We start from the raw sequence: 22,483 nt of genomic DNA on the forward strand, positions 1-22,483 counted from the left end.
CCCGAGCCCTGGTGCTGGGACGTTAGCGAGCCTGGCGGCTATAAATTCAACTAATAAACTCGCTTCGTCCCTATATGCAGCTATTCATGGCACTGGGCGTGGAGTACGTCAACGCGAGTAACGGCCGAGCGCGCTTGAGATTTCGGGCCTGAAGCTGTTGAATTGCGGGCAGATGCACGGCGAGGACGACGATGCGGGGAGCCGCGAAGTGAGCGTTGAGACGCGCTGCAAGGTGGACATCCTGGTGAACGGCGAGACGCTGGCGACGTCGGCGGCGACGCTGCACGAGCTCGTTGCCGAGCGCGGGCTTGCCGGCGCGCGCATTGCCACGGCGCGCAACGGCACCTTTGTCCCCGAGCGTGCACGCGCGATGACCGCACTGCAGGCCGGCGACCGCATCGAAATCGTCTCTCCCCGTCATGGCGGCTGAGCTGCATCAATGAACGCTCCCGAGCTGCCAGCCAAGGCAAAGAGCGCGCTGACGCTATACGGCGTGGAGCTGCCTTCGCGCATGCTCATCGGCACTGCGCAGTATCCCTCCCCGCACGTGCTGGCGAGCGCGGTGGAGGCGTCCGGCGCCGGTATCGTCACCGTGTCGCTGCGGCGCGAGCAGGCGCGCGGGCGCACGGGCGAGCGGTTTCTGGAGCTGATCGAGGCGCTGGGCGTGCGGGTGTTGCCCAACACGGCGGGCTGCCACACGGTCAAGGAAGCAGTGACCACCGCGCACATGGCGCGCGAGGTTTTCGACACCGACTGGGTGAAACTCGAGGTCATCGCCAATGACGACACGCTGCAGCCGGAGTTATTCGGGCTCGCCGAGGCAGCGGCGGCGCTCAACGCCGATGGCTTCAAGGTGCTGCCCTATACGACCGAGGATTTGTCGGTCGCCGAGCGGCTGCTCGGCGCCGGCTGTCAGGTGCTGATGCCCTGGGGGGCACCGATCGGCACCGGGCGCGGTCTTGCCAACCCTTACGCGCTGCAGAGCCTGCGCGCCTACTTCCCGGGCGTGCCGCTGATCGTCGACGCCGGCATCGGCGCGCCCTCGCACGCCGCGCAGGCGATGGAGATGGGCTTCGACGGCGTGCTGCTCAACACGGCGGTGGCCAAGGCCGGCGACCCGGTACGCATGGCGCAAGCGTTCGCGCGTGCCATCGACGCCGGCCGTACGGCCTATGAAGCCGGCTTGATGGGCGTGCGGGACATGGCCCAACCGTCGACACCAGTGGCCGGCACGCCGTTCTTTGAGCTGAAACGCGACCGATGAGTGGCACACGCTGCGGCGGGCTCGACGTTTTCTATCCCATTGTACCGGATACAAGTTGGGTCGGCCGTTTGGCGCCGCTCGGCGTGCGCACCCTGCAATTACGCATCAAGGCCGCAACGGCTGCCGAGGTGCGCCGGCAGATCGCTGAAAGCCTGACGGTTACGCGGCGCTACGGTTGCCAGCTGATCATCAACGACTTCTGGCGCGAGGCGATCGAGGCCGGTGCCGACTACGTCCACCTCGGGCAGGAGGACCTTGCCGGCGCCGATGTTGCCGCCATCAAGTCGGCAGGAATGCGCCTCGGCATCTCGACGCACAGCGAGGACGAGCTCTCGACAGCTCTCGCCGCCGGCCCCGATTACGTGGCGCTGGGACCGATCTACGAAACCAAGCTCAAGGCGATGAAATGGGCGCCGCAAGGGCTGACGCGCATCAACGCCTGGAAGGCGCGCATCGGATTGCTGCCGCTTGTCGCCATCGGCGGCATTACGCCGGAGCGCGCTGACGGCGTTGTCGCAGCCGGCGCCGATAGCGTCGCCGTGATCACCGACTTTATGACGGCGCAACATCCTGAGCGGCGCGTCGAAACATGGCTCGACTGGGCAAAGGCGCATCGCCCATCGGAGCCGAGATATGTTCGCTGACACGCTTGCACTCGCGCGTCATGTAGCATCAAATGTCGTGCATCGTGTGCGGCATCGGTCCGGCGTACTGCCGATCGCGGACATTGCATGGCTTTTCGCTTCAAGCTCGGTGAGCCCTTCGATGAGGGTTGCAGGCGTATCGCCGTCGAGCAGATCGAGCGTGCGCAGATTTTGCTGCAGGGCAAGGGCGATCAGGCCATCGCCGTGCATGAGACTCGCAAGTCGCTGAAGCGCCTGCGGGCGCTGTTGCGTCTCATTCGCCCGGCCATGGGCGAGCAGGCCTTCAAGGCCGAGAACGGGCAGCTGCGCGACGTCGGCCTCAGTCTTTCTGGTGCCCGCGACCGGCACGTTCTGCTCGAGACCGTGAACAAGCTGGATGCCCTGGCCCGCTTCGGGCGCAAGGGGCTCGCGGAGAGCTTGCGTCAAGCCATAGTTGCGGCCAACGGCCAAGGCGCACCGCTCACCATGAAACAGGCGCATGCTCGGCTGGCGGACGCCAAGAGGCGCCTTTCCAGGTTGCACGTCGCCGGTAGCGGCTTCGACGTTGTCGGCCCCGGATTGGAGCGGTCGTATCGGCGGGCGCGGCGCGCCTTCACGGCCGCCTACCGCGATCAGACGGATGAAGCGTTCCATGAGTGGCGCAAGGGGGCGCAGGCGCACTGGCGGCAAATGGCGCTCTTGTCGCGCGCCTGGCCTGACTATCTCGGCGCGCGCGCGCTCGAGGCCCGCAACCTGTCACAGCTCCTGGGCGATGACCATGACCTCGCCATGCTCGTCGCCTTCGTCCATTCCGAAGCTGCCGCCTCTCTTCGCGGCGAGCAGGCAGCGCTAATCGAACGCGCCGCGAGGCAGCGCCAAGCGGAGCTGCGCGACACCGCCAAGCCACGTGGGGAGCGGCTGTTCGCAGCCAGCCCCAGGAGATTGCGCCGCAGCATCGGGATCTATTGGGATGCGGCCGTGGCGCTGAAGGAGCACGAGCTGGACAAGGAGGGGGCAGGCGCCAAGGTCGCGCCCGCCCAGCCGACCCGACGGGTGCGCCGGCAGAGCGCACCCCGCCAGCGGCCGCCTGCCGCCGCGAAGGTTTGAGACTTCGCCTCGGCCGACCATATTGGCTATGGTGCGCGCCGCTACCCGCCGCAATCCGAGGTTTGCCCGACCGTGAACGAGATCAAGACGCCCACCGCGTTCGAGCGCGATGTGACGCATCGGCCGGCCAGCCACCCCGCCGCGCGTTGCGGGCGCATCGGCGTTCTGCTGCTCAACCTGGGCACGCCCGACGGCACCGACTACTGGTCGATGCGCCGCTACCTCAAGGAGTTCCTGTCGGATGAACGGGTCATCGAGCTGCCGCGCTGGAAGTGGTGGCCGATCCTCAACCTTATCATCCTTACCGTGCGCCCGGGCCGCAAGGGCAAGGACTACGCGACGATCTGGAACAACGAGCGCAATGAAGGCCCGCTGAAGACGATCACCCGCGCGCAGGCGCAGAAGCTCGCCGCCGCGCTGGGGATGCCGGAGCGCATCGAGGTCGACTTCGCCATGCGCTATGCCAATCCGACCACCGAAAGCCGTATCCGCGCGCTGATGGACAAGGGCTGCGATCGCATCCTGCTCGTGCCGCTCTACCCGCAGTATGCAGCGGCAACCACGGCGACGGCCGCCGATCAGGCCTTCCGCGCGCTGATGCGCATGCGCTGGCAGCCGGCGGTACGCGTTGCCCCGAGCTATCACGACGATCCCGTGTACATCGACGCGCTGGCGACGGCGATGCGCCGCGATCTCGCCGCGCTCGACTTCACGCCCCAGGTCATCATCGCCACCTTCCACGGCATGCCGCAGGCCTATCTCGAAGCGGGCGATCCCTACCATTGCCAGTGCCAGAAGACGTCGCGGCTGTTGCGGGCGGCGCTCGGCTGGCAGGAGGATAAGTGGCTGACGACGTTCCAGTCGCGCTTCGGCAACGATCCCTGGCTCCAGCCCTACACCGACGAGACGGTGAAGCGGCTTGCCGCCGAGGGCGTGAAGCGCCTGGCGCTGGTAGCGCCGGGGTTCTCGGCCGATTGCCTGGAGACGCTCGAGGAGCTCAACGGCGAGAACCGCCACTACTTCGAGGCGGGGGGCGGGGAAAAGTTCGCCTATCTGCCGGCGCTGAACGACAGCGATGACGGCATTCGCGTCATTGAGGCCATGGTGCGGCGCGAGCTGCAGGGCTGGCTGTAGCGCCAGTTCGTGCACGTTCATGCACCAGTTCATGCACCGCCTGCGCGCTGTTCCATAAGTAACTGCCGCCGAACTATTTTTTAACCTTATGTTTTCCTCCGAGCGCTACCTTGCGCACCAGCCCTCCTATGCCTTTTCCCGGGGATCCAATGGAACCTGACGTCTTCAGCCCGTTTTCGGGCGGCTTCGAAATCTTCGGCGTGCTGCTCGTCATCCTGGCGATCGTCACCCTGTGGTCGACGGTCAAGATCGTCCCGCAGGGCACCAACTACACGGTCGAGAACTTCGGCCGCTACACCCGCACCTTGCAGCCCGGCCTGCACATCCTGATCCCGGTCATGGAGCGCGTCGGGCACCGCATGAACATGAAGGAGCAGGTGCTCGACATTCCGAGCCAGGACGTCATCACCCGCGACAACGCCATGGTGCGGGTCAACGGTGTCACCTTCTTCCAGATCCTCAACGCGGCACGCGCCGCCTACGAGGTGGACGCGCTCGAGCCCTCGATCGTCAACCTGACCATGACCAATATCCGCACCGTCATGGGCTCCATGGACCTCGACGAGCTCCTGTCGAATCGCGACCAGATCAATGCGCGGCTGCTACAAGTCGTCGACCAGGCAACGGAAGCCTGGGGCATCAAGGTCACCCGCATCGAGATCAAGGACATCGACCCGCCGCGCGACCTCGTCGACAGCATGGCGCGGCAGATGAAAGCCGAGCGCGACAAGCGGGCTCAGATCCTCGAATCGGAAGGTCTGCGGCAGGCGGCCATTCTGCGCGCCGAAGGCGAGAAGCAGGCCGTCATGCTCGAGGCCGAGGGCCGGAAAGAAGCTGCCTTCCGCGACGCCGAGGCGCGCGAGCGTGCCGCGCAGGCGGAAGCGACGGCTACGCAACTCGTGTCCGACGCCATCGCCAAGGGCAACGTGCAGGCGATCAACTACTTCGTTGCCAACAACTATGTGAGCGCGCTGGAATCGCTGGCCAAAGCGCCGAACCAGAAGGTTATCTTGATGCCGCTCGAGGCGTCCTCGGTGATCGGCTCGCTCGCTGGCCTGGCGCAGATTACGGGTGAAGCTTTCGGCGGCGGTGCTCCAACGCAACCGGCGCCGTCGCGTGGCAGTGTCCCGCGCGCATAGCGATGGCGATCAGACGCCAACCCTTGCTATGCTGCGGTGTCGCGTTGGAGGTGTGAGCCATGGGTTTGTCCGAATTCTTCTGGAACCTTGGCGCGTGGAACTGGTTCATCGTCGCCGTGGCGCTGTTCGCGCTCGAATCGGTCGTTCCTGGCGTGCACTTCGTCTGGTTCGGCGTCGCGGCGGTGATCGTCGGAGGCCTCGGCCTCACACTGGACATCGCATGGGAGTGGCAGCTGATCACATTCGCCATCATTTCTTGCATCACCGTGTTCTTCGCGCGTCGCTACGCGGCGCCCGACATAACCGCCAGCGACCAGCCCGATCTCAACGTACGCGCTGAACAGTACGTGGGGCGTGTGGTGACGGTCGAGGAGGCGATCTCCGGCGGCCGTGGCAAGGTGCGCGTCGGCGATACGGTGTGGAATGCGCAGGGGTCCGATGCGCCGCACGGCGCGCGCGTCAGGATCACCGGGACGAACGGCACCTGTCTGCTTGTCGAGCATGCCTTCAACTGAGCAAGACCGGCGTCCGAGCGCCCTCATCTGGCTGCTTGCCGTGGTGAGCCTCGTGCTGCCCATTACCGGCGTTGGCGCGGCGCTCTACGGGATTTTCAAGATTGTCAATGACGCCGCGATCGGCTGGGCCTGGCTCGCGGCCGGCGTCCTGCTGCTCATCGGCGACCTCGTCATCGACCAGAAGTGGTCGCGCTCCATCACCTCGAGCGAGCCGGATCTCAACCGCCGCGGCGAGCAGCTCGTCGGACAGGTGGTGACCGTCGTTGAGGCAATCCCGCCTGACGGTCGCGGCAGCGTACGCGCGGCTGACACCGTCTGGCCCGCCGAAGGTGCCACGGCTGCTGCGGGCGCGCGCGTGCGCGTCTCCGGCTGCAAAGGCACCGTGCTGACCGTCGAAGCGGTCTAAATTCGGCTGAATTGGCTCCCAGCGGCGCATTTGTTAAGATGGCAGCATGAACGAACGTGTCAAACGGCTGACTGAGGAGATTCGCAAGCTCCCCCCAGAGGAGCAGGCGGAACTTATCGACGAACTCGTCGTCCTCACCTATCGCGAGCCTGATCCCGAGGTCGATGCCGCTTGGGCGGAGGAGGCCGAGTGCCGTCTGGCCGCGATCCGTAGCGGGCAGGCGCAGACCATTCCGCTGGAAGAGGTCATGGAAAGGCTTCGCAAGCGGTTCGGCCGCGTGGAATGAATGTCGACTTCTACCCAGCAGCTGCTGCTGAGTTGGAACTGGCCGCTCAATGGTACGAAGAGCGGAGCATCGGGCTAAGGCAGGAGTTTCTCACCGAGTTCCGCCCAGGGGTTCGGCAGATCATGGAACATCCGCACGCTTGGCAGCACCTTGGGTGCGGCGTGAGGCGCTACCGGTTGGGGCGGTTCCCCTACGGCATCGTTTACGTGACTGAGGATGATCAAATCGTGGTCCTCGCCGTCGGGCATTTGCGTCGCAAGCCAGGATACTGGAAGCCCCGGCTGAAAAACAAACGCTAGGCCGCAATCAGGCGATGCCGGCGCGCAAGAGATCGTGCACGTGCACGATGCCGACCGGCTTGCCGCGCTCGACGACGAACAGCGCCGTGATGCGCGAGGCGTTGATCAGCTCCAGCGCCGCCGAGGCAAGCATACCCGGCTTCACCGTCTTGGGCGCGCGGGTCATGATGTCGACGGCGCGGCGCCGAATGAGGTTCTCGCCCATGTGACGGCGCAGGTCGCCGTCGGTCACGATGCCGACGAGCTTGCCCTTGGCGTCGATAATGCCGAGGCAGCCGAGGCTCTTCTGCGTCATGACGACGAGGGCCGCGCTCATCGGCTCGGTATCGCGCGCCAGCGGAACGCGATCGCCCGTGTGCATGACGTCGGATACGTATTTCAGGCTGGCGCCGAGCGAGCCGCCGGGGTGGAACGCCTTGAACTCCTGCGGCGTGAAGCCTTTGGCCTCGAGCAGCGCCATGGCCAGGCAATCCCCGAGCGCAAGCTGCATGGTGGTCGAGGTGGTCGGCGCCAGGCCGTGCGGACAGGCCTCCTTGCAGCGCGGCAGCTCCAGCACGATGTCCGAGTGCTGACCGAGCGCCGAGTCGGCGCGCGAGGTGATGGCAATCAGCGGCACGTTGTAGCGCCGCGAATAGGTGATCAGCGGCTTCAGCTCCACCGTTTCACCCGACCACGACAGGGCGAGGAGCAAGTCGTCGGGTGTGATCATGCCGAGGTCGCCGTGCGAAGCCTCGGTCGGATGCACGAAGAACGCCGGCCGCCCGGTCGAGGCGAAGGTCGCAGCGATTTTCTGCCCGACGTGGCCGCTCTTGCCGATGCCGGTGACGACAACGCGCCCACGCGCCGCGCGCAGAATGCGCAGCGCATCGCCGAAGGCGCGGCTCATCGGACCGGTCAAAGCCTCGCGCAGGCGGCTGAGACCTTCGCATTCGAGGTCGAGCGTCCGCAGTGCGGATGCAACCGGCAGGCGGCTCAGCTTCTTGCCGTCCTCAACCGCAGCGAATTTGCGCAAGGGCCCCTCGGCCGCCGTCATGGCTTCAACACCCCCGATGCCTCCAGCGACGCGTAAGTCTTAATAGCTTCTTACAATTTTCCCGCACTGTCCAGCGCGTGCGGACCGCCGTTCACCGCCGCAGCGGGCAAACTAAACAGACCGTTAACCGACGCTCTCTAGCGTTTTACCGGGCACGTACGGCGTTCGCGTGACGAGTGGTCTCATGGGAGCGCCTTTGGCTGGCGAACGCAAGATCGTCGGGTTGGTACTGGGCTTCGCCGCGTTCGCCGGCGTTACGGTCGTGCTCGCCCCGATCCCCGCCGCCGCGCAAATCCTCGATCCGCCGGCGCGTGGCATCGAGCCGCGCCGGCCCGTGCAGCTGCGCCCCACCCTCCCCGACGATGCGGTCCTCGAGGAGGAACGGCGCCGGGCCTTCGACGATGGCCGCTTCGGGCCCAACGAGACGGCGCCGGTGCCGCCGGTTGCCCCGCGCCAGGACGGGGACGAGCAGGCAGGGGAGGCTGGCCCTGGAGCCGGGGGCGACGACGAGGCCGCGGTCGAGGACGATGGCCTTGCCGGGGACCAGGCGGCACGCCTACGCCGCCTCGCCGTACCGCAGGACGGCGACCCCATCACGGTGGTCGAGCCGCCGGCCCCGCAGGACGGCCTGATCGATCTCAGCGAGCCTACGGCGCCCATCGAGGGCGAGGAGGACATCACCCAGGTCGACATGCGATCGCCCGAGGACGTACGCGCGTTCGCCGCCGAGCCGGCAGGCTACGACCCGCTGCTGCTGCAGGCCGAAGAAACCAACCCGGTATTCAGCGAGAGCAGGTTTCAGGGCTTTGTGCTCGACCCGTTTCCGCCCATCGGCACGAAGATCGGCAGCTTCCTGTTATTTACAACCGTCGAGGCCAACTACGACTACAACAGCAACCTTTTCGCCTCGCCCGTGGCCTTCGGTGACAGCTCGCTCGAGGTGCGGCCAGCGGCGCGTCTGGCGTCGAACTGGAGCCGGCACGCCCTTGAGGCGCGCGCCAGCGGCGATCTCAGCTTCCACGACCGTTTCCCGTCGGAAGACGATCGCGCCTACCTCGTGGAAGGCTTGGGACGCCTCGACGTGACCAGCCGCACCAACCTTCAGGGCTTGATCGCCCACGAGGAGGCGCAGGAAAGCCGCTCGGCGATCAACGCGAATACCGCCGGCTCGCGCCCGAACATCAATGTCGAGCGCTACCGCGCCGCCTTCAATCACCGTTTCAACCGGCTCTCGGTGCAGATGCGCGGTGGCATCATCGACACCGCCTACGGCGACGACATCATCGACGGGCAGGTGCAAAGCAACGCCGACCGCAACTACACGCTCTATGAGCAGGCAGTGCGCCCGAAGTGGGAGTTCTCGCCGTATCTGTTCCTGTTCTCGGATATCGCCATCAACCAGCGCGACTACGACGTGGCGGCATTCTCCGACGGCATCCTGCGCAGCTCCACCGGCCAGCGATACCGCGTCGGTGTGTCGTTCGGCGATGTCAGCGAAATCCTGCGCGGCAACATCAGCCTCGGCTACGGGCGGCAGACGCCCAACAGCCAAGAGCTCGAGGTCATCGATGGGCTGCTCATCGATGCCGATCTCGCCTGGCAGGTGACGCCGCTCACCGTGCTGCAGTTCACCGCGTCGAGCGAGGTGGCGGAGACGACGACGGCCGGCTCGGGCGGCGTCATGGAGCGCAACTACGGGCTCGAGGCACGCCACAGCTTCACGAAATACCTCGTCGGTCTGGCCGGCCTTGGCTACCTGACCCGCGACTTCGTCGGCGCCGGCATCACCGAGGAGCAGCTCACGGCGGCCGTCGGTAGCGAGTACTACCTCAACCGCTGGGCAGTGCTGTTCGCGCGCTATGAACACACCGACTTCCAAAGCTCGCAGCCCGCTAGCAGCTATACCGTCGAGGAGGTGCAGGCCGGCGTGCGCCTGCGTCACTAGCTGAAAAGCCGATCGGCCTAGACGAGCTTGGCGATGCCGGCCTTGAGCGCCGGGGCGAGATCGGGCCGGTCGAGGCCATACGCGACGTTGGCGAGCAGGAAGCCGATCTTGGTGCCGGTGTCGTAGATGGTGCCGTCGAAGCGGACGGCATGATAGGGCTGGCCCGCATTCAGCATGGCGAGCATGGCGTCGGTGAGCTGGATCTCGCCGCCGGCGCCGCGCTCCTGCGTGGCGAGGATATCGAAAATCTGCGGCTGCAGAATGTAGCGCCCGGTGATGTGCAGGTTCGACGGCGCCGTGCCCTGCTTCGGCTTCTCCACCATCTGCGTGACGCGCGAGACCTTGGCCGCCTTATCCTCGACGCCGACGATGCCATAAAGATGCGTCTCGCTTTCCGGCACCGGCGAGACCGCGATGTGATTGCCCCCATGCGTGTTGTAGGCCGCAATCATCTCGGCGAGACACGGCTTGCCGCCGTAATGCAGCATGTCGGGTAGCAGCAGCGCGAACGGCTCGTCGCCGACGATGTCGCGTGCGCACCACACGGCGTGCCCGAGCCCGAGTGGCGCCTGCTGGCGCGTGAAACTGGTGCGTCCGGCCTCGGGCAGAGCTTGCGCCAGCTCGGCCAGCTCCTTGCTCTTGCCGCGCTCGGCAAGCGTCGCCTCGAGCTCGGGCTGGCGATCGAAGTGGTCCTCGATGGAACCCTTGTTGCGGCCGGTCACGAATACGAAGTGCTCAATTCCTGCGGAACGCGCCTCGTCGACCACGTGCTGAATGACCGGACGGTCGACGACCGTCAGCATCTCCTTGGGGATCGCCTTGGTGGCGGGCAGGAAGCGCGTGCCAAGCCCCGCCACGGGAAACACGGCCTTGCGGATACGCTGCGGGGAGGCGGGCATGGGGAACTCCGAGCCTTGCTAGTTGTGGGATGGGGCAACTGGTGCGGATCTTGAATGGCGGGCGGCAAACCTGTGTGTGCGATTGAATCAATGCATAGTTAACGCCCCGCAATGGTAAGGTGCGCCCTCGAACGGCCGCAGCATCCGGAAGGCACGAAGCAACGATGAGCATCCTCGTCACCGGCGGAGCCGGGTACATCGGAAGCCATATGGTTCTCGAGCTCCTCGATAGTGGGGAAAGCGTCGTCGTTCTCGATAATCTGTCGACCGGGTTCCGTTGGGCGGTGCCGCCCAACGCCACGCTCGTCGTCGGCGACATCGGCGACCAGGAACTCGTCCGCAGCATCGTGCGCAAGCACGGTGTGAAGTCGATTATCCACTTCGCCGGCTCGATCGTCGTGCCGGAATCTGTCGTCGACCCGCTCGGCTACTATCATAACAATACCGTCAAGTCGCGCGCCCTCATGGAGGTCGCGGTGGAGATGGGGATCGAGAACTTCATCTTTTCCTCGACGGCGGCAGTGTACGGCATGCCGAAGGAGATTCCCGTGCGCGAGGATGCCGCGCTGGCGCCCATGTCGCCGTATGGCTCGTCCAAGCTGATGACCGAGATCATGCTCGCCGACACCGCGCGCGCGCATAATTTCCGTTATGTGGCGTTGCGTTATTTCAACGTTGCCGGCGCCGATCCGAAGGGCCGCTCGGGCCAGTCGACGCCGCACGCGACGCACCTCATCAAGGTTGCCTGCGAGACCGCGCTCGGAAAGCGGCCCTACATGGAGGTATTCGGCACCGATTATCCGACGCCGGACGGCACGTGCATCCGCGACTACATCCATGTGACGGATCTGGTGCGCGCGCACATGGCGGCGCTGCGCCACCTGCGCGACGGCGGCGACTCCGACGTGTTCAATTGCGGCTATTCCAAAGGCTTCTCGGTGCTGCAGGTGATCGAGGCTGTGAAGCGCACGTCGGGCGCCGATTTCGAAGTACGCATGTCGCCTCGGCGCGCCGGCGATCCGGCTGCCATTGTGGCCGCCTCCGACAAGATCCGCGTGCGCCTCGGGTGGCGTCCCGAGTTCGATTGCCTCGAGACCATCACCGTGCAGGCGCTGGCTTGGGAAGCGCATTTGCAGCAGTTCAAGCACGCGAGTTAGCCCGCGCTTGGTGCTGGGCCGCAAATTTGCCGGGAAAATTGCGTTGACGAAGGTCGGTGGGCGCCGGCCGCGCGAGGCGTTGTGAGGAGGATCGAGTGAGGATTGCCAGCATCGCAATTCAAGCCGCGCATCTAGGTCGGCGCGCGGTCGCCGCTGCCGGCGCGGCGCTGACCTTGCTCGCCGTCATGGCCGCTCCCGCGCTGGCCGCCGATCCGTTTGCCGACTTCCTCGAAAGCCTGTGGCCGGAGGCGCAGGCCGAGGGCGTCTCGGGTGCCACGTTCGACGCCGCCTTCCGCGGCCTGAAGCCGGACTACTCGCTGCCCGATCTCATCATCGCCGGTCGCAAGCGCGACGACAGCGCCGGCCAGGCCGAGTTCACCAAGTCGGCGTTCGAATATCTCAATCCAAAATATCTCGCTTCGCTGGCCGTGCAGGGACGCAAGTTCCTCAAGGAGCATGAGAGGGACATCCTCAACATCGAGAAGAATACCGGCGTCGACCGCTACATCATGGTCGCCATCTGGGGCCGCGAGACTGCGTACGGCACCCATAAGCTGCCGCACGACGCCATCCGCGTATTGGCCACGCAGGCCTTCACCGGCCGACGCAAGGATGAGTTTCGCCTCGAGATCATCGCCGCGCTGAAGATGCTGCAGGCCGGCGTGCCGCGCTCGAAGATGCGTGCTTCCTGGGCCGGCGCGGTGGGGCTGACGCAGTTCATGCCGACCGAATATTTCAAGCACCTTGAGGACGGCGACGGCGACGGCAAGGCCGATATTTTCGATAGCGTACCGGATGCGCTCGCTTCCGCCGCCCGCCAGCTCGCCAACAAGGGCTGGGTGCGCGGGTTGCGCTGGGGCTACGAGGTTCACATGCCCGCGCGCGGCGACTGCTCACTCGAGGGACCGCCTGGCGAGCGCACGATCGGCGAATGGATGCAACTCGGCTTCCAGCGCACCGGCGCCAAACCCTTCCGCCCCGAGGAAGAAGGCATCCGCGCCTACCTGATGATGCCCTCGGGCGCCTATGGGCCCGGCTTCCTTGCCACCGAGAATTTCAAGGTCATCCGCCTCTACAACACGTCCGACCTTTATGCGCTGTTCGTCGGCGATCTTTCCGACCGGATCGCGGGCGCCGGCGGATTCCACGTTCCCGCTGCGCAGGTCGCCCAGCCGCGGACGGCGCAGGTGAAGGAAGTCCAGGAGCGTCTGTCGCGGCTCGGCTATCCCATGGACAAGATCGACGGCAAGATCGGCTCCAACACCCGCCGGCAGGTCGGCACCTACCAGAAGACGAGCGGCCTCAAGATCGATTGCTGGCCCACCGAGGCGGTGCTCTCCCACCTGCGTTCCAACGCCGCGCGCGCCCCGCAGTAGGCGCGCCAATCGCCAGTAGAAAATTCCGCTCCGCGTGCTATGCCCTGCGCGCCGGCAGTCCCCCTTCATGCCGGCTGTCCGGTCGCGGAGGAGGCACCATGGATCGCTGGGTCGAGGAGACGTTTCACCCCCATTGGCGCGTGCGCCTGGCCGCAGACGAGGTGCTGCACGAGGTGAAGACGGAGCACCAGCACCTGGTGATCTTCAAGAACCGGACGTGGGGCACGGTGCTGATGCTCGATGGCGTCTGCCAGCTCACGACGTCGGACGAGTTCATCTATCACGAGATGATGGCGCACGTGCCGCTGATGGCGCTCGACAAGCCCAAGCGCGTGCTGGTGATTGGCGGCGGCGACGGCGGCGTCATGCGCGAGGTGTTGAAGCATCCCACCATCGAGAAGGCGATGCTGTGCGAGATCGACCGCGAGGTGATCGATACGGCGCTGAAGTATTATCCCGAGATTCCCGGCAGCACGTTCGACGACGAGCGCACCGTCGTCGTTATTGCCGACGGGCGCAAGTTCGTCGCCGAAACGGATGAGCGCTTCGATGCCATCATCGTCGATTCATCCGAGCCGATCGGCCCCTCGGCGGTGCTGCACACGCCGGAATTCTTCGCCGCGTGCAAGCATGCGCTGAAGGAAGGCGGCATCCTCGTCACGCAGAACGGCCTGCCGTTCCTGTTCCCCGACCATCTGCGCGACACGACGCGCGCCTTCGCGTCCCTGTTCGAAAACGTGGCGCCCTACTTCTGCACCCAGCCCTGCTATTTCGGAGGGCCGTTTGCGCTCAACTGGGCCTCCGATGAGGACGAGCACCTCGACATCGGCGAGAAGAAGCTGGCCAAGCGCCAGGAGAGGCGCGGCATCACGACTAAGTACTGGACGCCGGCGGTCCACGACGCCGCGTTCGCGCTGCCGCGTTACGCCGAGACCGTCGTCGAGCAGGCGATCATCGATGGGTGCACCGATCGCGCTGCGGCCAAGAACAACGGGCGCGGCAAGAACAACAAGAACAAGAAGACGCGGCAATAGGCGGTGTCAGGTGGGCTCGGCCAGGTGCGTCCCGAGCAGGCTGTCGTAAACCTGCAGCGTCTGCTGCTTCATCTGCTTGAGCGAGAACGCCTTGAGTACGTGCCCGCGTGCGCGGGTCCCCATGCGGGCGTGCTCGTCGGGCGCCATAGCCAGCGCCTCGGCGATGGCATCGGCGAGGCGCTGGGGATCCTCGGGCGGCACCAGCCAGCCGGTCGCACGGTCCGCGGAAACGCCGGGACGGCCGAGCACGGTCTCTGGCGGGGCGCCGATGTCGGTGGCGATGACCGGCGTCGCCATGACTTGCGCCTCGGTGGCAGCCCGGCCGAAGGCTTCCGGCTCGATCGAGGCGACGACAGCCACGTGCGAGGCACGGAAGGCTGCTGCCATGTCGTCCTCGTGCCCGACGATGCGCACGTGCTCATCCAGCCCGGCCGAGCGAATCTGTTGTGCCAATCCTGCTTTGTAGGCGCTGCGCCGCTGCGCATCGCCAGCGAGGATGAACACCGTGTCGTCGAGAACGTCCCGCTGCGCCAGCAGCGCCGCCGCCGCGATGACGACCTTCTGGCCTTTCCACGGTGTCAGTCGCGCGGCGTGCAGCACCACGCGCCTATTTGGCTCTATCCCCCAGCGGCGGCGCACGGCAGCGACGCGCTCGGGCGCTACGTTGGCGGGATCGAACAGCCTTCCATCGACGCCGCGATAGATGACGTGCAGCTTGGCGCGGGGCGTTCCGTAGCGCATCCGAATGAGGTCGGAGGTGTAATGCGAGTTGGCGATGACCGCATCGCCGCGCGCCATGACGCTGTTGTAGAGTCGCTTGAGGTCGGATTTCTCCGAATAGGCGCCATGGTAGGTGGTGACGAACGGCACGCCGGTGCGGCGCGCGGCGATGAGCGCGCTCCAAGCCGGGGCGCGGCTGCGCGCGTGAATGAGATCGACGCCAGTGCGGCGCACGACGTTGGCGATGCGATGGGCGTTCCACAAAAGGCGAAACGGACTCTTTGCCGCGGCCGGAAAGAACTGCACCTCGGCGCCGGTATCGCGCAGGCGCTGCACGAGGCGACCACCCTCGGTCAAAACGATGCAGTGGCCGCCGGCCGTGTGCACCGCATCGGCAATCTCGATGGTGGAAAGCTCCGCTCCGCCGGTATCGAGCTCGGGGATGATCTGCAGTATGGTCGGGCGCTTCTCGGCCACAAGCTATCCTCCGGCGGCGAAAAGGTTGTTTAGATTGAGTGAGAGCGAACCGCAATTCCTCGACTTGGGTCCAGGCGAAACGGCCCCGCCGCGGCGCATTGCCTATCGGGTCGACCCGCCGCCGCCCGGCAGTGTCGGCCTATTCTGGCTATCGGGCTACAAATCGGACATGGCGAGCACCAAGGCGACCGAGCTCGCCGGCTTTGCCTGCGCCAACGGCTACGGCTGTACCCGCTTCGACTATTCCGGCCACGGCGTATCGAGCGGCAAGTTCGAGGATGGCACCATCGGTGCGTGGCTGGAGGAGGCGGAGGCGGTGTTCCGTCGCCTCACCGAGGGGGGGCAGATCGTCGTCGGCTCCAGCATGGGCGGCTATATCGCGCTGCTGCTCCTGCGCCGACTGATGCAGGTGGCACCAAACGACGCCGCCCGCATCCTTGGGCTCATCCTCATCGCGCCAGCCTGGGACATGACCGAGGAGCTGATGTGGAAGCAGTTCAACCTCAGCGCGCGGCGTGAGCTCGAGGACACCGGTGTCTTTCGTCAGCCGTCCGAATACGGCGAGCCCTATGCCATCACGCGCGCCCTCATCGAGGAGGGTCGCAGTCATCTCATGGCCAAGAAACCGTTCGACCCCGGGCGACCGGTCATCATCCTTCAGGGGCGACTCGATACCTCCGTGCCCATCGGGCACGCGCGCGCCTTGCTGCAGCTGCTGCAAGGTGGCTGGGCAGAGTTTATCGAGGTTCCGGACGGCGAACACCGTCTTTCGCGCCCCCAGGACTTGTCGTTGCTTTTCACAAAAATCGACGAGCTGGCGGCCCGTTATGCGCCGGGCAATTGAGGCATCGACAGCCGCCTCGGTCCGTGGAAAGCTGTCACTCGCGTTTGTAGAATAGCGAGCTCCGCCATGAAGCAAGCGGGACTTCTTGTCCTTGGCGTCGCGTTCTCGGTACCCCTATTTCCATTGGCCGCTGCAGCGGGCGCAGCCTCCGATGACGGGACCAGCATAGAGGTGGAGGGGCCGGCCGCCCTGCCCGTCGAGAAGGAGATGGGCTATCGCCCGCGCTGGGCAGATCCCAATGCCAAGCCATCCGAGCCTGGTATCGAGAACGACCCGACGCCGTTTGACCCCACCGACGTCGATGCCAACTCGGACACGCTCAACAACAACCTGAACAACATGGACCAGTAACCCCGCGCGGTGCGGCGTCCGTCGCACTGCGTGAACCTCTGGAGGTGTGATGCGTTGCCAACCTAGCGATCGTCTCAAATCACAAGTTCCGCCACATTTGCAGCAGCTTGCGCGGCGTCAATGAACACGCGTACGCCATAGGGCGACCATGCGCGGACGCTTTCATCTACCAACTGCCACGTGACGACACGAAACCGGAGAGAACGATGGAAAGACCCCTGCAGATCGCATTCAAGAACGTGGAAAGCTCGGCTTCCTTGGAAACGTTGGTCCGCGACCGGGTGGAACGGCTGCAGCGCTTCCATCCGAACATCACGGGCGCGCGCGTCGTCGTCGAGGTCCCGCATCGCAGCCCCGAAGGCGCCAAGCCACCTCTTGGGATTGCGGTGGAGATCGACGTCCCTGGACGCAGCCCGGTAATCGCCAAGGGCCAGCAGGAGCGACGCGAGCTGAAGGGCGACAGCTCGGCGATCGTTAACCGCGTTTTCGAGGCGGTCGAACGCCAGCTCGAGCAGATCACCGCCATCCGCAAGGGCGAGGTGAAGCAGCACGGTTCGGCCGGTGACACCGGCGTGGTGGTACGCCTGTTCCGCGAGCAGAACTACGGCTTCATCGAGGTCAAGGACTCCCCGGACCTCTACTTCTCGAGCGACGTCGTAGGCAACGGGTCGTTCGAGAGCATCAAGGTTGGCTCGATCGTGCACGTAACGCGAGCCACGACCGAGGGTCCGATGGGACCGCAGGCGAGCTCGGTCAAGCTGATGGGCGCCGGTCGTAGCCCTTCATGATGTTGCCAACATGCATCCGTCGTCTTTGCCCGGCATGCTAGGGAGGAGCAAGGAAAGGGGAGGGACCGGATGCTGCATACCACGCCCCGCCGACGGCTGGAGGACGACCTCGCGGCCGTCGAGGAGATTGTGGCGCGGCCGGCTACGACCGCTAAGGAGCTGGCCACCAATCTCAGTGCGCTCTACGAGGCGACGTTCAATGTCAGCCTCGATCGCTACGATATGCAGAGCCTGCTGCGCTCGGCGCCTGAGATCGCCCGCTCGATTTTCGCGCTGCGGCTGCGCTTGCGCGATCAAATCTCCGACTGGCACGCGCGCGGATTCCTGACGCTCGCCGGGCAGCGCGCCGTGCGCAACGCGCTGCGCATCGCCCGCTACGCAACCGACATGCTGGGCGAGCTCAACATTCGCTACGCGCAGCTCGGCCCGGAGGAGAAGACGCTGCGCGGGTTCAGCGGGCGCGACATCAATACGTTCGTCAACCCGGCCTTCGATACCGGCAGCGACCTCGACTTCCGCTCCGGCGATCTCCTCTTGATGCGCGGCATGCATCACAACAGCGCGGCCATCGCGCGCATCGGCGACGTCGACAGCCAGTTCAGCCATCTCGCCATCGTGCACACCGACGAGAACGGCAAACATTGGGTGGTGGAGGCGCTGATCGAGGAAGGCTCGGTCATCAATCCGCTCGCCGCGACGCTCGAGCACGGCCTCGGACGCTGCGTTCTGTTCCGCCACCGCGACAAGCAGCTCGCCGCACGTGCCGCCGCCCTCATCCACGACGTGGTCAGCCGCTCGCATGAGAAGCCCGGTAGCCACATCTGGTACGACTTCACCATGGAGCTCGGCGGCGACAAGGAGTTGTTCTGCTCCAAGCTGGTGCGCAAGGCCTACGGGCTGGCCAGCAACCAACAGTTTCTCCTGCCGACGTTCACCACTCGCTTCGACATGAAGAACCGCGACTTCGTGGATCGCATCGGCGTTACGGCGCGAGAGACGTTCGCGCCGGCCGATATCGAGCTCGAGCCGACGTTCGACCTCGTCGCCGAGTGGCAGGACTACCGCGTGACCTCGCGCCTGCGCCTGCAGGACTTACTGATGGATCGGCTGTTCCTGTGGATGGAGCAGTACCATTACCATTTTCGCGAGGACCTGCCGATCAAGCTGATCGGATTCTTCGGCCGGCTATCTGGGCAACTGTCGACGCGCGCCAAGAACCTCATTGCCGATGTGGTGCCGAAGGTGCCGCCCAACATGCGGCGCTCGACCATCCAGGCGGTCGCCATGTTGCACAAGACGGCCGAGCCGCTGCTCGCCGAGCTGCAGGCGCTGGAGCGTCGCAGCATCGACCGGACCGGGCGCCCGCTGCACGCGCGCGAGGTCAACGATTTCCTCGAGGCCAAGCGGCAGGCCGCGAACGGCGAGATCGGCTACCTCGTCGGCAAGGCGTGAACGGACGGGTCCCAGCCGCCGTAGGAAGCGGAGCGGGCCGCGGGCAGGCCGTCATCGAGCGCGCGCTCGAGCACCCGCGCGCCGGCCGCGTCGGCTACCGCCTCCGGCACGATCCACGCACGGTATCGCGTCGATACGACGGGCGCCGAGCAGGAGAGCTCACCGGCACTCACGTCGCATGAGCGGTCCGGCTCGATGGTGCGGACCTCGCGCCGATCATGGCGCAAGAATCCCATGTCGACCGGCTGCATCGTCGTCATCGGCGAGGGCAGCGTGATGCCGCGGAACACGCATGTCGTCTGGTGGCGGCAGACGCCGGCGTTACGACCCAGCGTATTGCCGGGGCCGAGCGCCTGCGCGCGCCGCATAATGGTGGCCGGCGATGTGGGCCCATTGCTGACGTAGCAACTTTGGCCGACGCACAGCACTGGATTGGCGGTCAGGCGCTTACCGGCAAAACCGTGTCGGCGCGGCTGCATGATGACGAGCACCGTGACGCGCTGCGGATAGGTCGCCGGCGCCGTGACCGGCTCGTCGATGAAGGGCGACGGCAGCGCCTGCTCGGCCATGGGACCGCCGAGGCTGTTGCGCGTCTCCTTGCTGCGCTCGCGCGCCTCGCGGGCAAGCCTGAACCTCTCGGCGATGCGCCGGGCTTCCTCCTCGCGCTGCCTCTCGAGCGCGGCACGCTGCTGGGCCAACCGCGCTTCTTCCATCCGCTGCTGCTCGGCGAGCCGCGCCTCCTCGGCCCGGCGTTTGGCCTCGGCCTCCTCGGCCTGTCGCTTGAGCTCGGCAACGCGCGCCTCCTCGGCCTTGCGCTTGGCTTCGGCTTCCTCCGCCTGGCGTTTCACCTCGGCGATGCGGGCTTCTTCCGCCTTGCGCCTTTCCTCGGCGACGCGCGCCTCTTCGGCCCGGCGCCGGGCCTCGACGCGGCGCGCTTCCTCGGCCTTGCGCTCTGCCTCCGCCTTCTCGGCGGCGATACGGCGCTCATCGGCGAGGCGCTTCTCCTCGGCCAGCCGCTGCTCCTCGACCTCGCGGGTGAGACGCGCTGCTTCGGCGCGACGCTGCTCCTCGGCCTGGCGTTCCATCTCGGCGCGCTGCTTCTGCGCCTCTTCGGCGAGGCGCTGCGCCTCGGCGCGCGCGGCGCGCCGCTCGTCCTCGATGCGCTGCTGCTGTTCGCGAGCCAACTGCTCGCGCCGGCGTGCTTCCGCTTCTTCCTGAGCACTGCGCAACATCTCTGCCTCGTCGGCGGCGCGCTGCTCGGCGGCTTTGCGCTTTGCCGCTTCGGCTCGCTTCTTGGCCTCGGCCTCGGCCTTGACGCGTGCCTCGGCCTTCTTGGCCTCCGCGGCGCGCTCGCCTTCCTCGGCGGCGCGGGAGAATTTCTCCGCCAGCGCGTGCGCTGCGTCCTCGTTGGCGGCGGCCGTCTGGAGGCTATACATCCAGCCCATCAACGCCACGGCGCACACTGCGCCGCGACTGAGGCCACTCGCTGCTGACCGCATGACATCCTCGCCACAATAATGGGGAGCGGGGGCTCCCGGCGGCCGCGGCAAAAGCACGACCGGATTTCGCCTATAAAGCGAGGGCCGCTTGAACGGCGGCTGAACGGCGGTGGTGAGGTGCCACCGGCTGTGGATCGTTCAGTCCTGCGACGCGTGCGCCAAGATGGCGCGCAGACCTTCCCGGTAGGTTGGGAATTTCAGAGCGACACCAAGCTCTTGCCGCAGGCGCGCATTGCTGATGCGCTTGTTGGCGGCATAGAAGCTCGCCGCCATGGGGGTCAGCTCCGCGTCCTCGAACGGGACCGCCGGCGGCGGCGGCATGTGCAACAGCTGGGCGGCATAGACGATGACGTCCTGCGGCGGCGCCGGCTCGTCGTCGGCGACGTTGTAGATCTGCTCGCCGCCTCGCCCGGCAATGCCGGCGCATACGGCTTGCGCGATGTCGTCGACGTGGATGCGGTTGAACACGTGGCCCGGCTTGACGATGCGGTGCGCCGTTCCTTCACGCAGGCGGTCGATGGCACTGCGGCCGGGGCCGTAGATGCCGGCGAGGCGGAAGACCTGCGCGCGCACGCCGCGTCGCTCCGCCAGCGCCAGCCATGCCTGCTCGGCCGCGATGCGGCGCTGGCCGCGCACCGACGTGGCGTCGGCCGGCGCCGTCTCGTCGATCCAGGCACCCTGGCTGTCGCCGTAGACCCCGACGGTTGACAGGTAGCCGATCCAACTCAGCGCCTTTGACCGCTCTAGATCATCCGCGTAGTGGCGCAGCACCGGATCGCCGCCGGCGTCCGGTGGTATGGAGACTAGGACGTGCGTTGCGCGGGCGAGCGCGCGCTGGACTTCCGGACATGGCTGCGTGCCATCGAAGACGATTGCGTCATAGCTTTGTGCGGCGATCGCATCGGCGCCCTCGCGGGTGCGTGCCGTACCGGCCACGCTCCAGCCCTCATCCGCGAGCCCACGCGCGATGAACGATGCGCTGTAGCCGAGACCGAAGCAGAAGAGGCGGTTCATGGTGCGGCAGGCGCCTGCCATTCGGCGCGTACGGCGCTGTCGCCTTCGCGCGCTAGATGCCGGTGGCGCACGCCCTCGCCGATGCCGTCGTCGGTAAGCTGTCGCATCGCCCATACGGCCATGGCGCGTACGAGCGGGGAATGATCACCAAGCAACGCCTCGATGCGCGGCAACAAGCCGGTGTCGCCGGAGTTGCCGGCGGCGATGAGCACGTTGCGCAGGAAGCGATCGCGGCCCGTGCGCTTCACCGGCGTGCCGGCGAAGCGCACGCGGAAGGCGGCATCATCGAGCTGCAGCAACTCGGCGAGCGGCGGGTTGTCGGTCTCGGCGCGGGCGTGGAAGCGTGCTTCGCGTGCCGTGACGGCGAACTTGTTCCACGGGCACACGGCGAGGCAGTCGTCGCAGCCGAACACGCGGTTGCCCATGGCGCGGCGGAACTCGACCGGGATGTGCCCTTTGTGCTCGATCGACAGGTAGGCAAGGCAGCGGCGAGCGTCGAGCTGGTAGGGGGCCGGGAAGGCCGCCGTCGGGCATACGTCGAGGCAGCGTCGGCAGCTGCCACAGTGATCCTCATCCGGCGGATCGGGGGGCAGCTCGGCGGTGGTGAAGATGGCGCCGAGAAACAGCCAGGAGCCATACTCGCGCGACACGAGCATGGTGTTCTTGCCCTGCCAGCCGAGCCCCGCGGCGGCGGCGAGCGGCTTCTCCATCACCGGCGCGGTGTCGACGAAGACTTTGACATCGGCGCCGCCCGTTGCGGCCAGATGCGATGCAATCCGCTTGAGCTTGCCCTTCAGGATGTCGTGGTAGTCCTTCCCCTGCGCATAGACGGAGATGGCGCCGCGCGAAGCATGCTCGAGGGCGTCGAGCGGGTCCGCCTGCGGCGCGTAGCTCATGCCGAGCATGACGATCGAGCGCACCTCCGGCCACAGCCGCGACGGGCTCTGGCGCCGCTCGGCATTGGTCGCCATCCACGCCATGTCGCCGTGCCGGCCGGCTTGCAGGAACGTAGCGAGGCGCTCGCCTGCGGCGCTCGCCGCGTTGGGCGTCGTCACCCGCACGGCATCGAAGCCGAGTGCGGCAGCCTCGCGCAGCAGCGTGTCCTTGAGCGCCGTCGTCAC

At 66.3% G+C, this 22,483-nt stretch carries 24 protein-coding genes; 18 read left to right on the forward strand and 6 right to left on the reverse strand.

The genetic code is table 11. From position 1 onward, the window contains the following. Positions 1 to 208 precede the first annotated feature (208 nt). The 10 genes from thiS (at position 209) to F9K20_RS05965 (ending at position 6,773) form a co-directional block, all read left to right on the forward strand. Complete coding sequence (thiS, locus tag F9K20_RS05920; protein WP_290998546.1) at positions 209 to 430, forward strand: sulfur carrier protein ThiS; 222 nt, start codon at positions 209 to 211, stop codon at positions 428 to 430. 9 nt (positions 431 to 439) lie between these two features. Further along, a complete protein-coding gene (locus F9K20_RS05925; protein WP_290998548.1) occupies positions 440 to 1,264 on the forward strand; it encodes a thiazole synthase in 825 nt (274 codons plus the stop codon). Beyond that, entirely contained in the window at positions 1,261 to 1,908 is a 648-nt protein-coding gene (locus F9K20_RS05930; RefSeq protein WP_290998550.1) for a thiamine phosphate synthase, read from the forward strand. The genes F9K20_RS05925 and F9K20_RS05930 overlap by 4 nt, the downstream gene beginning before the upstream one ends. 87 nt (positions 1,909 to 1,995) lie before the next feature. Next, positions 1,996 to 2,994 carry a CHAD domain-containing protein gene (locus F9K20_RS05935; RefSeq protein ID WP_290998552.1) on the forward strand — a complete coding sequence of 333 codons (999 nt, stop codon included), beginning with the start codon at positions 1,996 to 1,998 and terminating at the stop codon, positions 2,992 to 2,994. Positions 2,995 to 3,105: 111 nt separating this feature from the next. Continuing rightward, the gene (gene hemH, locus F9K20_RS05940) at positions 3,106 to 4,128 is read left to right on the forward strand and encodes a ferrochelatase (RefSeq protein WP_290998963.1); all 1,023 of its coding nucleotides are present in this window, start codon (positions 3,106 to 3,108) and stop codon (positions 4,126 to 4,128) included. Between the two features lie 149 nt (positions 4,129 to 4,277). Then, positions 4,278 to 5,267, forward strand: coding sequence for an SPFH domain-containing protein (locus F9K20_RS05945; RefSeq protein WP_290998554.1), 990 nt, complete (start codon positions 4,278 to 4,280; stop codon positions 5,265 to 5,267). A 59-nt stretch (positions 5,268 to 5,326) separates the two neighbouring features. Continuing rightward, complete coding sequence (locus tag F9K20_RS05950) at positions 5,327 to 5,782, forward strand: NfeD family protein (protein ID WP_290998556.1); 456 nt, start codon at positions 5,327 to 5,329, stop codon at positions 5,780 to 5,782. Next, on the forward strand, positions 5,769 to 6,188 hold the full coding sequence (locus F9K20_RS05955; protein ID WP_290998558.1) for an NfeD family protein: 420 nt from the start codon (positions 5,769 to 5,771) through the stop codon (positions 6,186 to 6,188). Before F9K20_RS05950 ends, F9K20_RS05955 begins: the two co-directional genes overlap by 14 nt. A 46-nt stretch (positions 6,189 to 6,234) precedes the next feature. After that, positions 6,235 to 6,474, forward strand: a complete 240-nt coding sequence (locus F9K20_RS05960) for an addiction module protein (RefSeq protein ID WP_290998560.1) — start codon at positions 6,235 to 6,237, stop codon at positions 6,472 to 6,474. Next, entirely contained in the window at positions 6,471 to 6,773 is a 303-nt protein-coding gene (locus F9K20_RS05965) for a type II toxin-antitoxin system RelE/ParE family toxin (protein WP_290998562.1), read from the forward strand. Before F9K20_RS05960 ends, F9K20_RS05965 begins: the two co-directional genes overlap by 4 nt. 7 nt (positions 6,774 to 6,780) lie before the next feature. On the opposite strand, the gene F9K20_RS05970 is transcribed toward F9K20_RS05965, so the two are convergent. After that, positions 6,781 to 7,806: an SIS domain-containing protein gene (locus tag F9K20_RS05970; RefSeq protein WP_290998563.1), complete on the reverse strand. Its 1,026-nt coding sequence runs from the start codon at positions 7,804 to 7,806 to the stop codon at positions 6,781 to 6,783. 196 nt (positions 7,807 to 8,002) lie between these two features. Here F9K20_RS05970 and F9K20_RS05975 point away from each other — a divergent pair, with 196 nt between their 5' ends. After that, entirely contained in the window at positions 8,003 to 9,751 is a 1,749-nt protein-coding gene (locus tag F9K20_RS05975; RefSeq protein ID WP_290998564.1) for an outer membrane beta-barrel protein, read from the forward strand. A 17-nt stretch (positions 9,752 to 9,768) separates the two neighbouring features. On the opposite strand, the gene galU is transcribed toward F9K20_RS05975, so the two are convergent. Further along, positions 9,769 to 10,650, reverse strand: a complete 882-nt coding sequence (galU, locus tag F9K20_RS05980; RefSeq protein WP_290998565.1) for a UTP--glucose-1-phosphate uridylyltransferase GalU — start codon at positions 10,648 to 10,650, stop codon at positions 9,769 to 9,771. A gap of 164 nt (positions 10,651 to 10,814) precedes the next feature. On the opposite strand from galU, the gene galE reads away from it, so the two are divergent. From galE to speE, 3 genes are all read left to right on the forward strand, one after another. After that, on the forward strand, positions 10,815 to 11,807 hold the full coding sequence (gene galE / locus F9K20_RS05985) for a UDP-glucose 4-epimerase GalE (protein WP_290998567.1): 993 nt from the start codon (positions 10,815 to 10,817) through the stop codon (positions 11,805 to 11,807). Between the two features lie 95 nt (positions 11,808 to 11,902). After that, positions 11,903 to 13,183 (forward strand): lytic murein transglycosylase, encoded by a 1,281-nt coding sequence (locus F9K20_RS05990; RefSeq protein ID WP_367115786.1) that lies wholly within the window; start codon positions 11,903 to 11,905, stop codon positions 13,181 to 13,183. A 98-nt stretch (positions 13,184 to 13,281) separates the two neighbouring features. Beyond that, entirely contained in the window at positions 13,282 to 14,217 is a 936-nt protein-coding gene (gene speE, locus F9K20_RS05995) for a polyamine aminopropyltransferase (protein ID WP_290998570.1), read from the forward strand. Positions 14,218 to 14,223: 6 nt separating this feature from the next. Here speE and F9K20_RS06000 read toward each other — a convergent pair whose 3' ends face one another. Next, positions 14,224 to 15,414 (reverse strand): glycosyltransferase family 4 protein, encoded by a 1,191-nt coding sequence (locus F9K20_RS06000; protein WP_290998572.1) that lies wholly within the window; start codon positions 15,412 to 15,414, stop codon positions 14,224 to 14,226. Between the two features lie 34 nt (positions 15,415 to 15,448). Here F9K20_RS06000 and F9K20_RS06005 point away from each other — a divergent pair, with 34 nt between their 5' ends. The 4 genes from F9K20_RS06005 to F9K20_RS06020 all read left to right on the forward strand — a co-directional run bounded on the left by F9K20_RS06005 (position 15,449) and on the right by F9K20_RS06020 (position 18,849). Continuing rightward, the gene (locus F9K20_RS06005) at positions 15,449 to 16,258 is read left to right on the forward strand and encodes an alpha/beta hydrolase (protein WP_290998575.1); all 810 of its coding nucleotides are present in this window, start codon (positions 15,449 to 15,451) and stop codon (positions 16,256 to 16,258) included. Between the two features lie 66 nt (positions 16,259 to 16,324). Next, a complete protein-coding gene (locus F9K20_RS06010) occupies positions 16,325 to 16,609 on the forward strand; it encodes a hypothetical protein (protein ID WP_290998578.1) in 285 nt (94 codons plus the stop codon). Positions 16,610 to 16,815: 206 nt separating this feature from the next. Continuing rightward, positions 16,816 to 17,397 carry an HPF/RaiA family ribosome-associated protein gene (locus tag F9K20_RS06015; RefSeq protein ID WP_290998581.1) on the forward strand — a complete coding sequence of 194 codons (582 nt, stop codon included), beginning with the start codon at positions 16,816 to 16,818 and terminating at the stop codon, positions 17,395 to 17,397. Between the two features lie 69 nt (positions 17,398 to 17,466). Next, complete coding sequence (locus F9K20_RS06020; protein ID WP_290998584.1) at positions 17,467 to 18,849, forward strand: YiiX/YebB-like N1pC/P60 family cysteine hydrolase; 1,383 nt, start codon at positions 17,467 to 17,469, stop codon at positions 18,847 to 18,849. On the opposite strand, the gene F9K20_RS06025 is transcribed toward F9K20_RS06020, so the two are convergent. The 3 genes from F9K20_RS06025 to queG form a co-directional block, all read right to left on the reverse strand. After that, complete coding sequence (locus F9K20_RS06025) at positions 18,828 to 20,348, reverse strand: hypothetical protein (protein ID WP_290998586.1); 1,521 nt, start codon at positions 20,346 to 20,348, stop codon at positions 18,828 to 18,830. The genes F9K20_RS06020 and F9K20_RS06025 overlap by 22 nt on opposite strands. A gap of 138 nt (positions 20,349 to 20,486) precedes the next feature. Continuing rightward, on the reverse strand, positions 20,487 to 21,362 hold the full coding sequence (locus F9K20_RS06030) for an SDR family oxidoreductase (RefSeq protein WP_290998589.1): 876 nt from the start codon (positions 21,360 to 21,362) through the stop codon (positions 20,487 to 20,489). Then, positions 21,359 to 22,483: a tRNA epoxyqueuosine(34) reductase QueG gene (gene queG, locus F9K20_RS06035; RefSeq protein ID WP_290998592.1), complete on the reverse strand. Its 1,125-nt coding sequence runs from the start codon at positions 22,481 to 22,483 to the stop codon at positions 21,359 to 21,361. The genes F9K20_RS06030 and queG overlap by 4 nt, the downstream gene beginning before the upstream one ends.

Origin of the sequence: Hyphomicrobium sp. (genome assembly GCF_009026145.1) — a bacterium.
Taxonomy (GTDB): Bacteria; Pseudomonadota; Alphaproteobacteria; order Rhizobiales; family Hyphomicrobiaceae; genus Hyphomicrobium_A.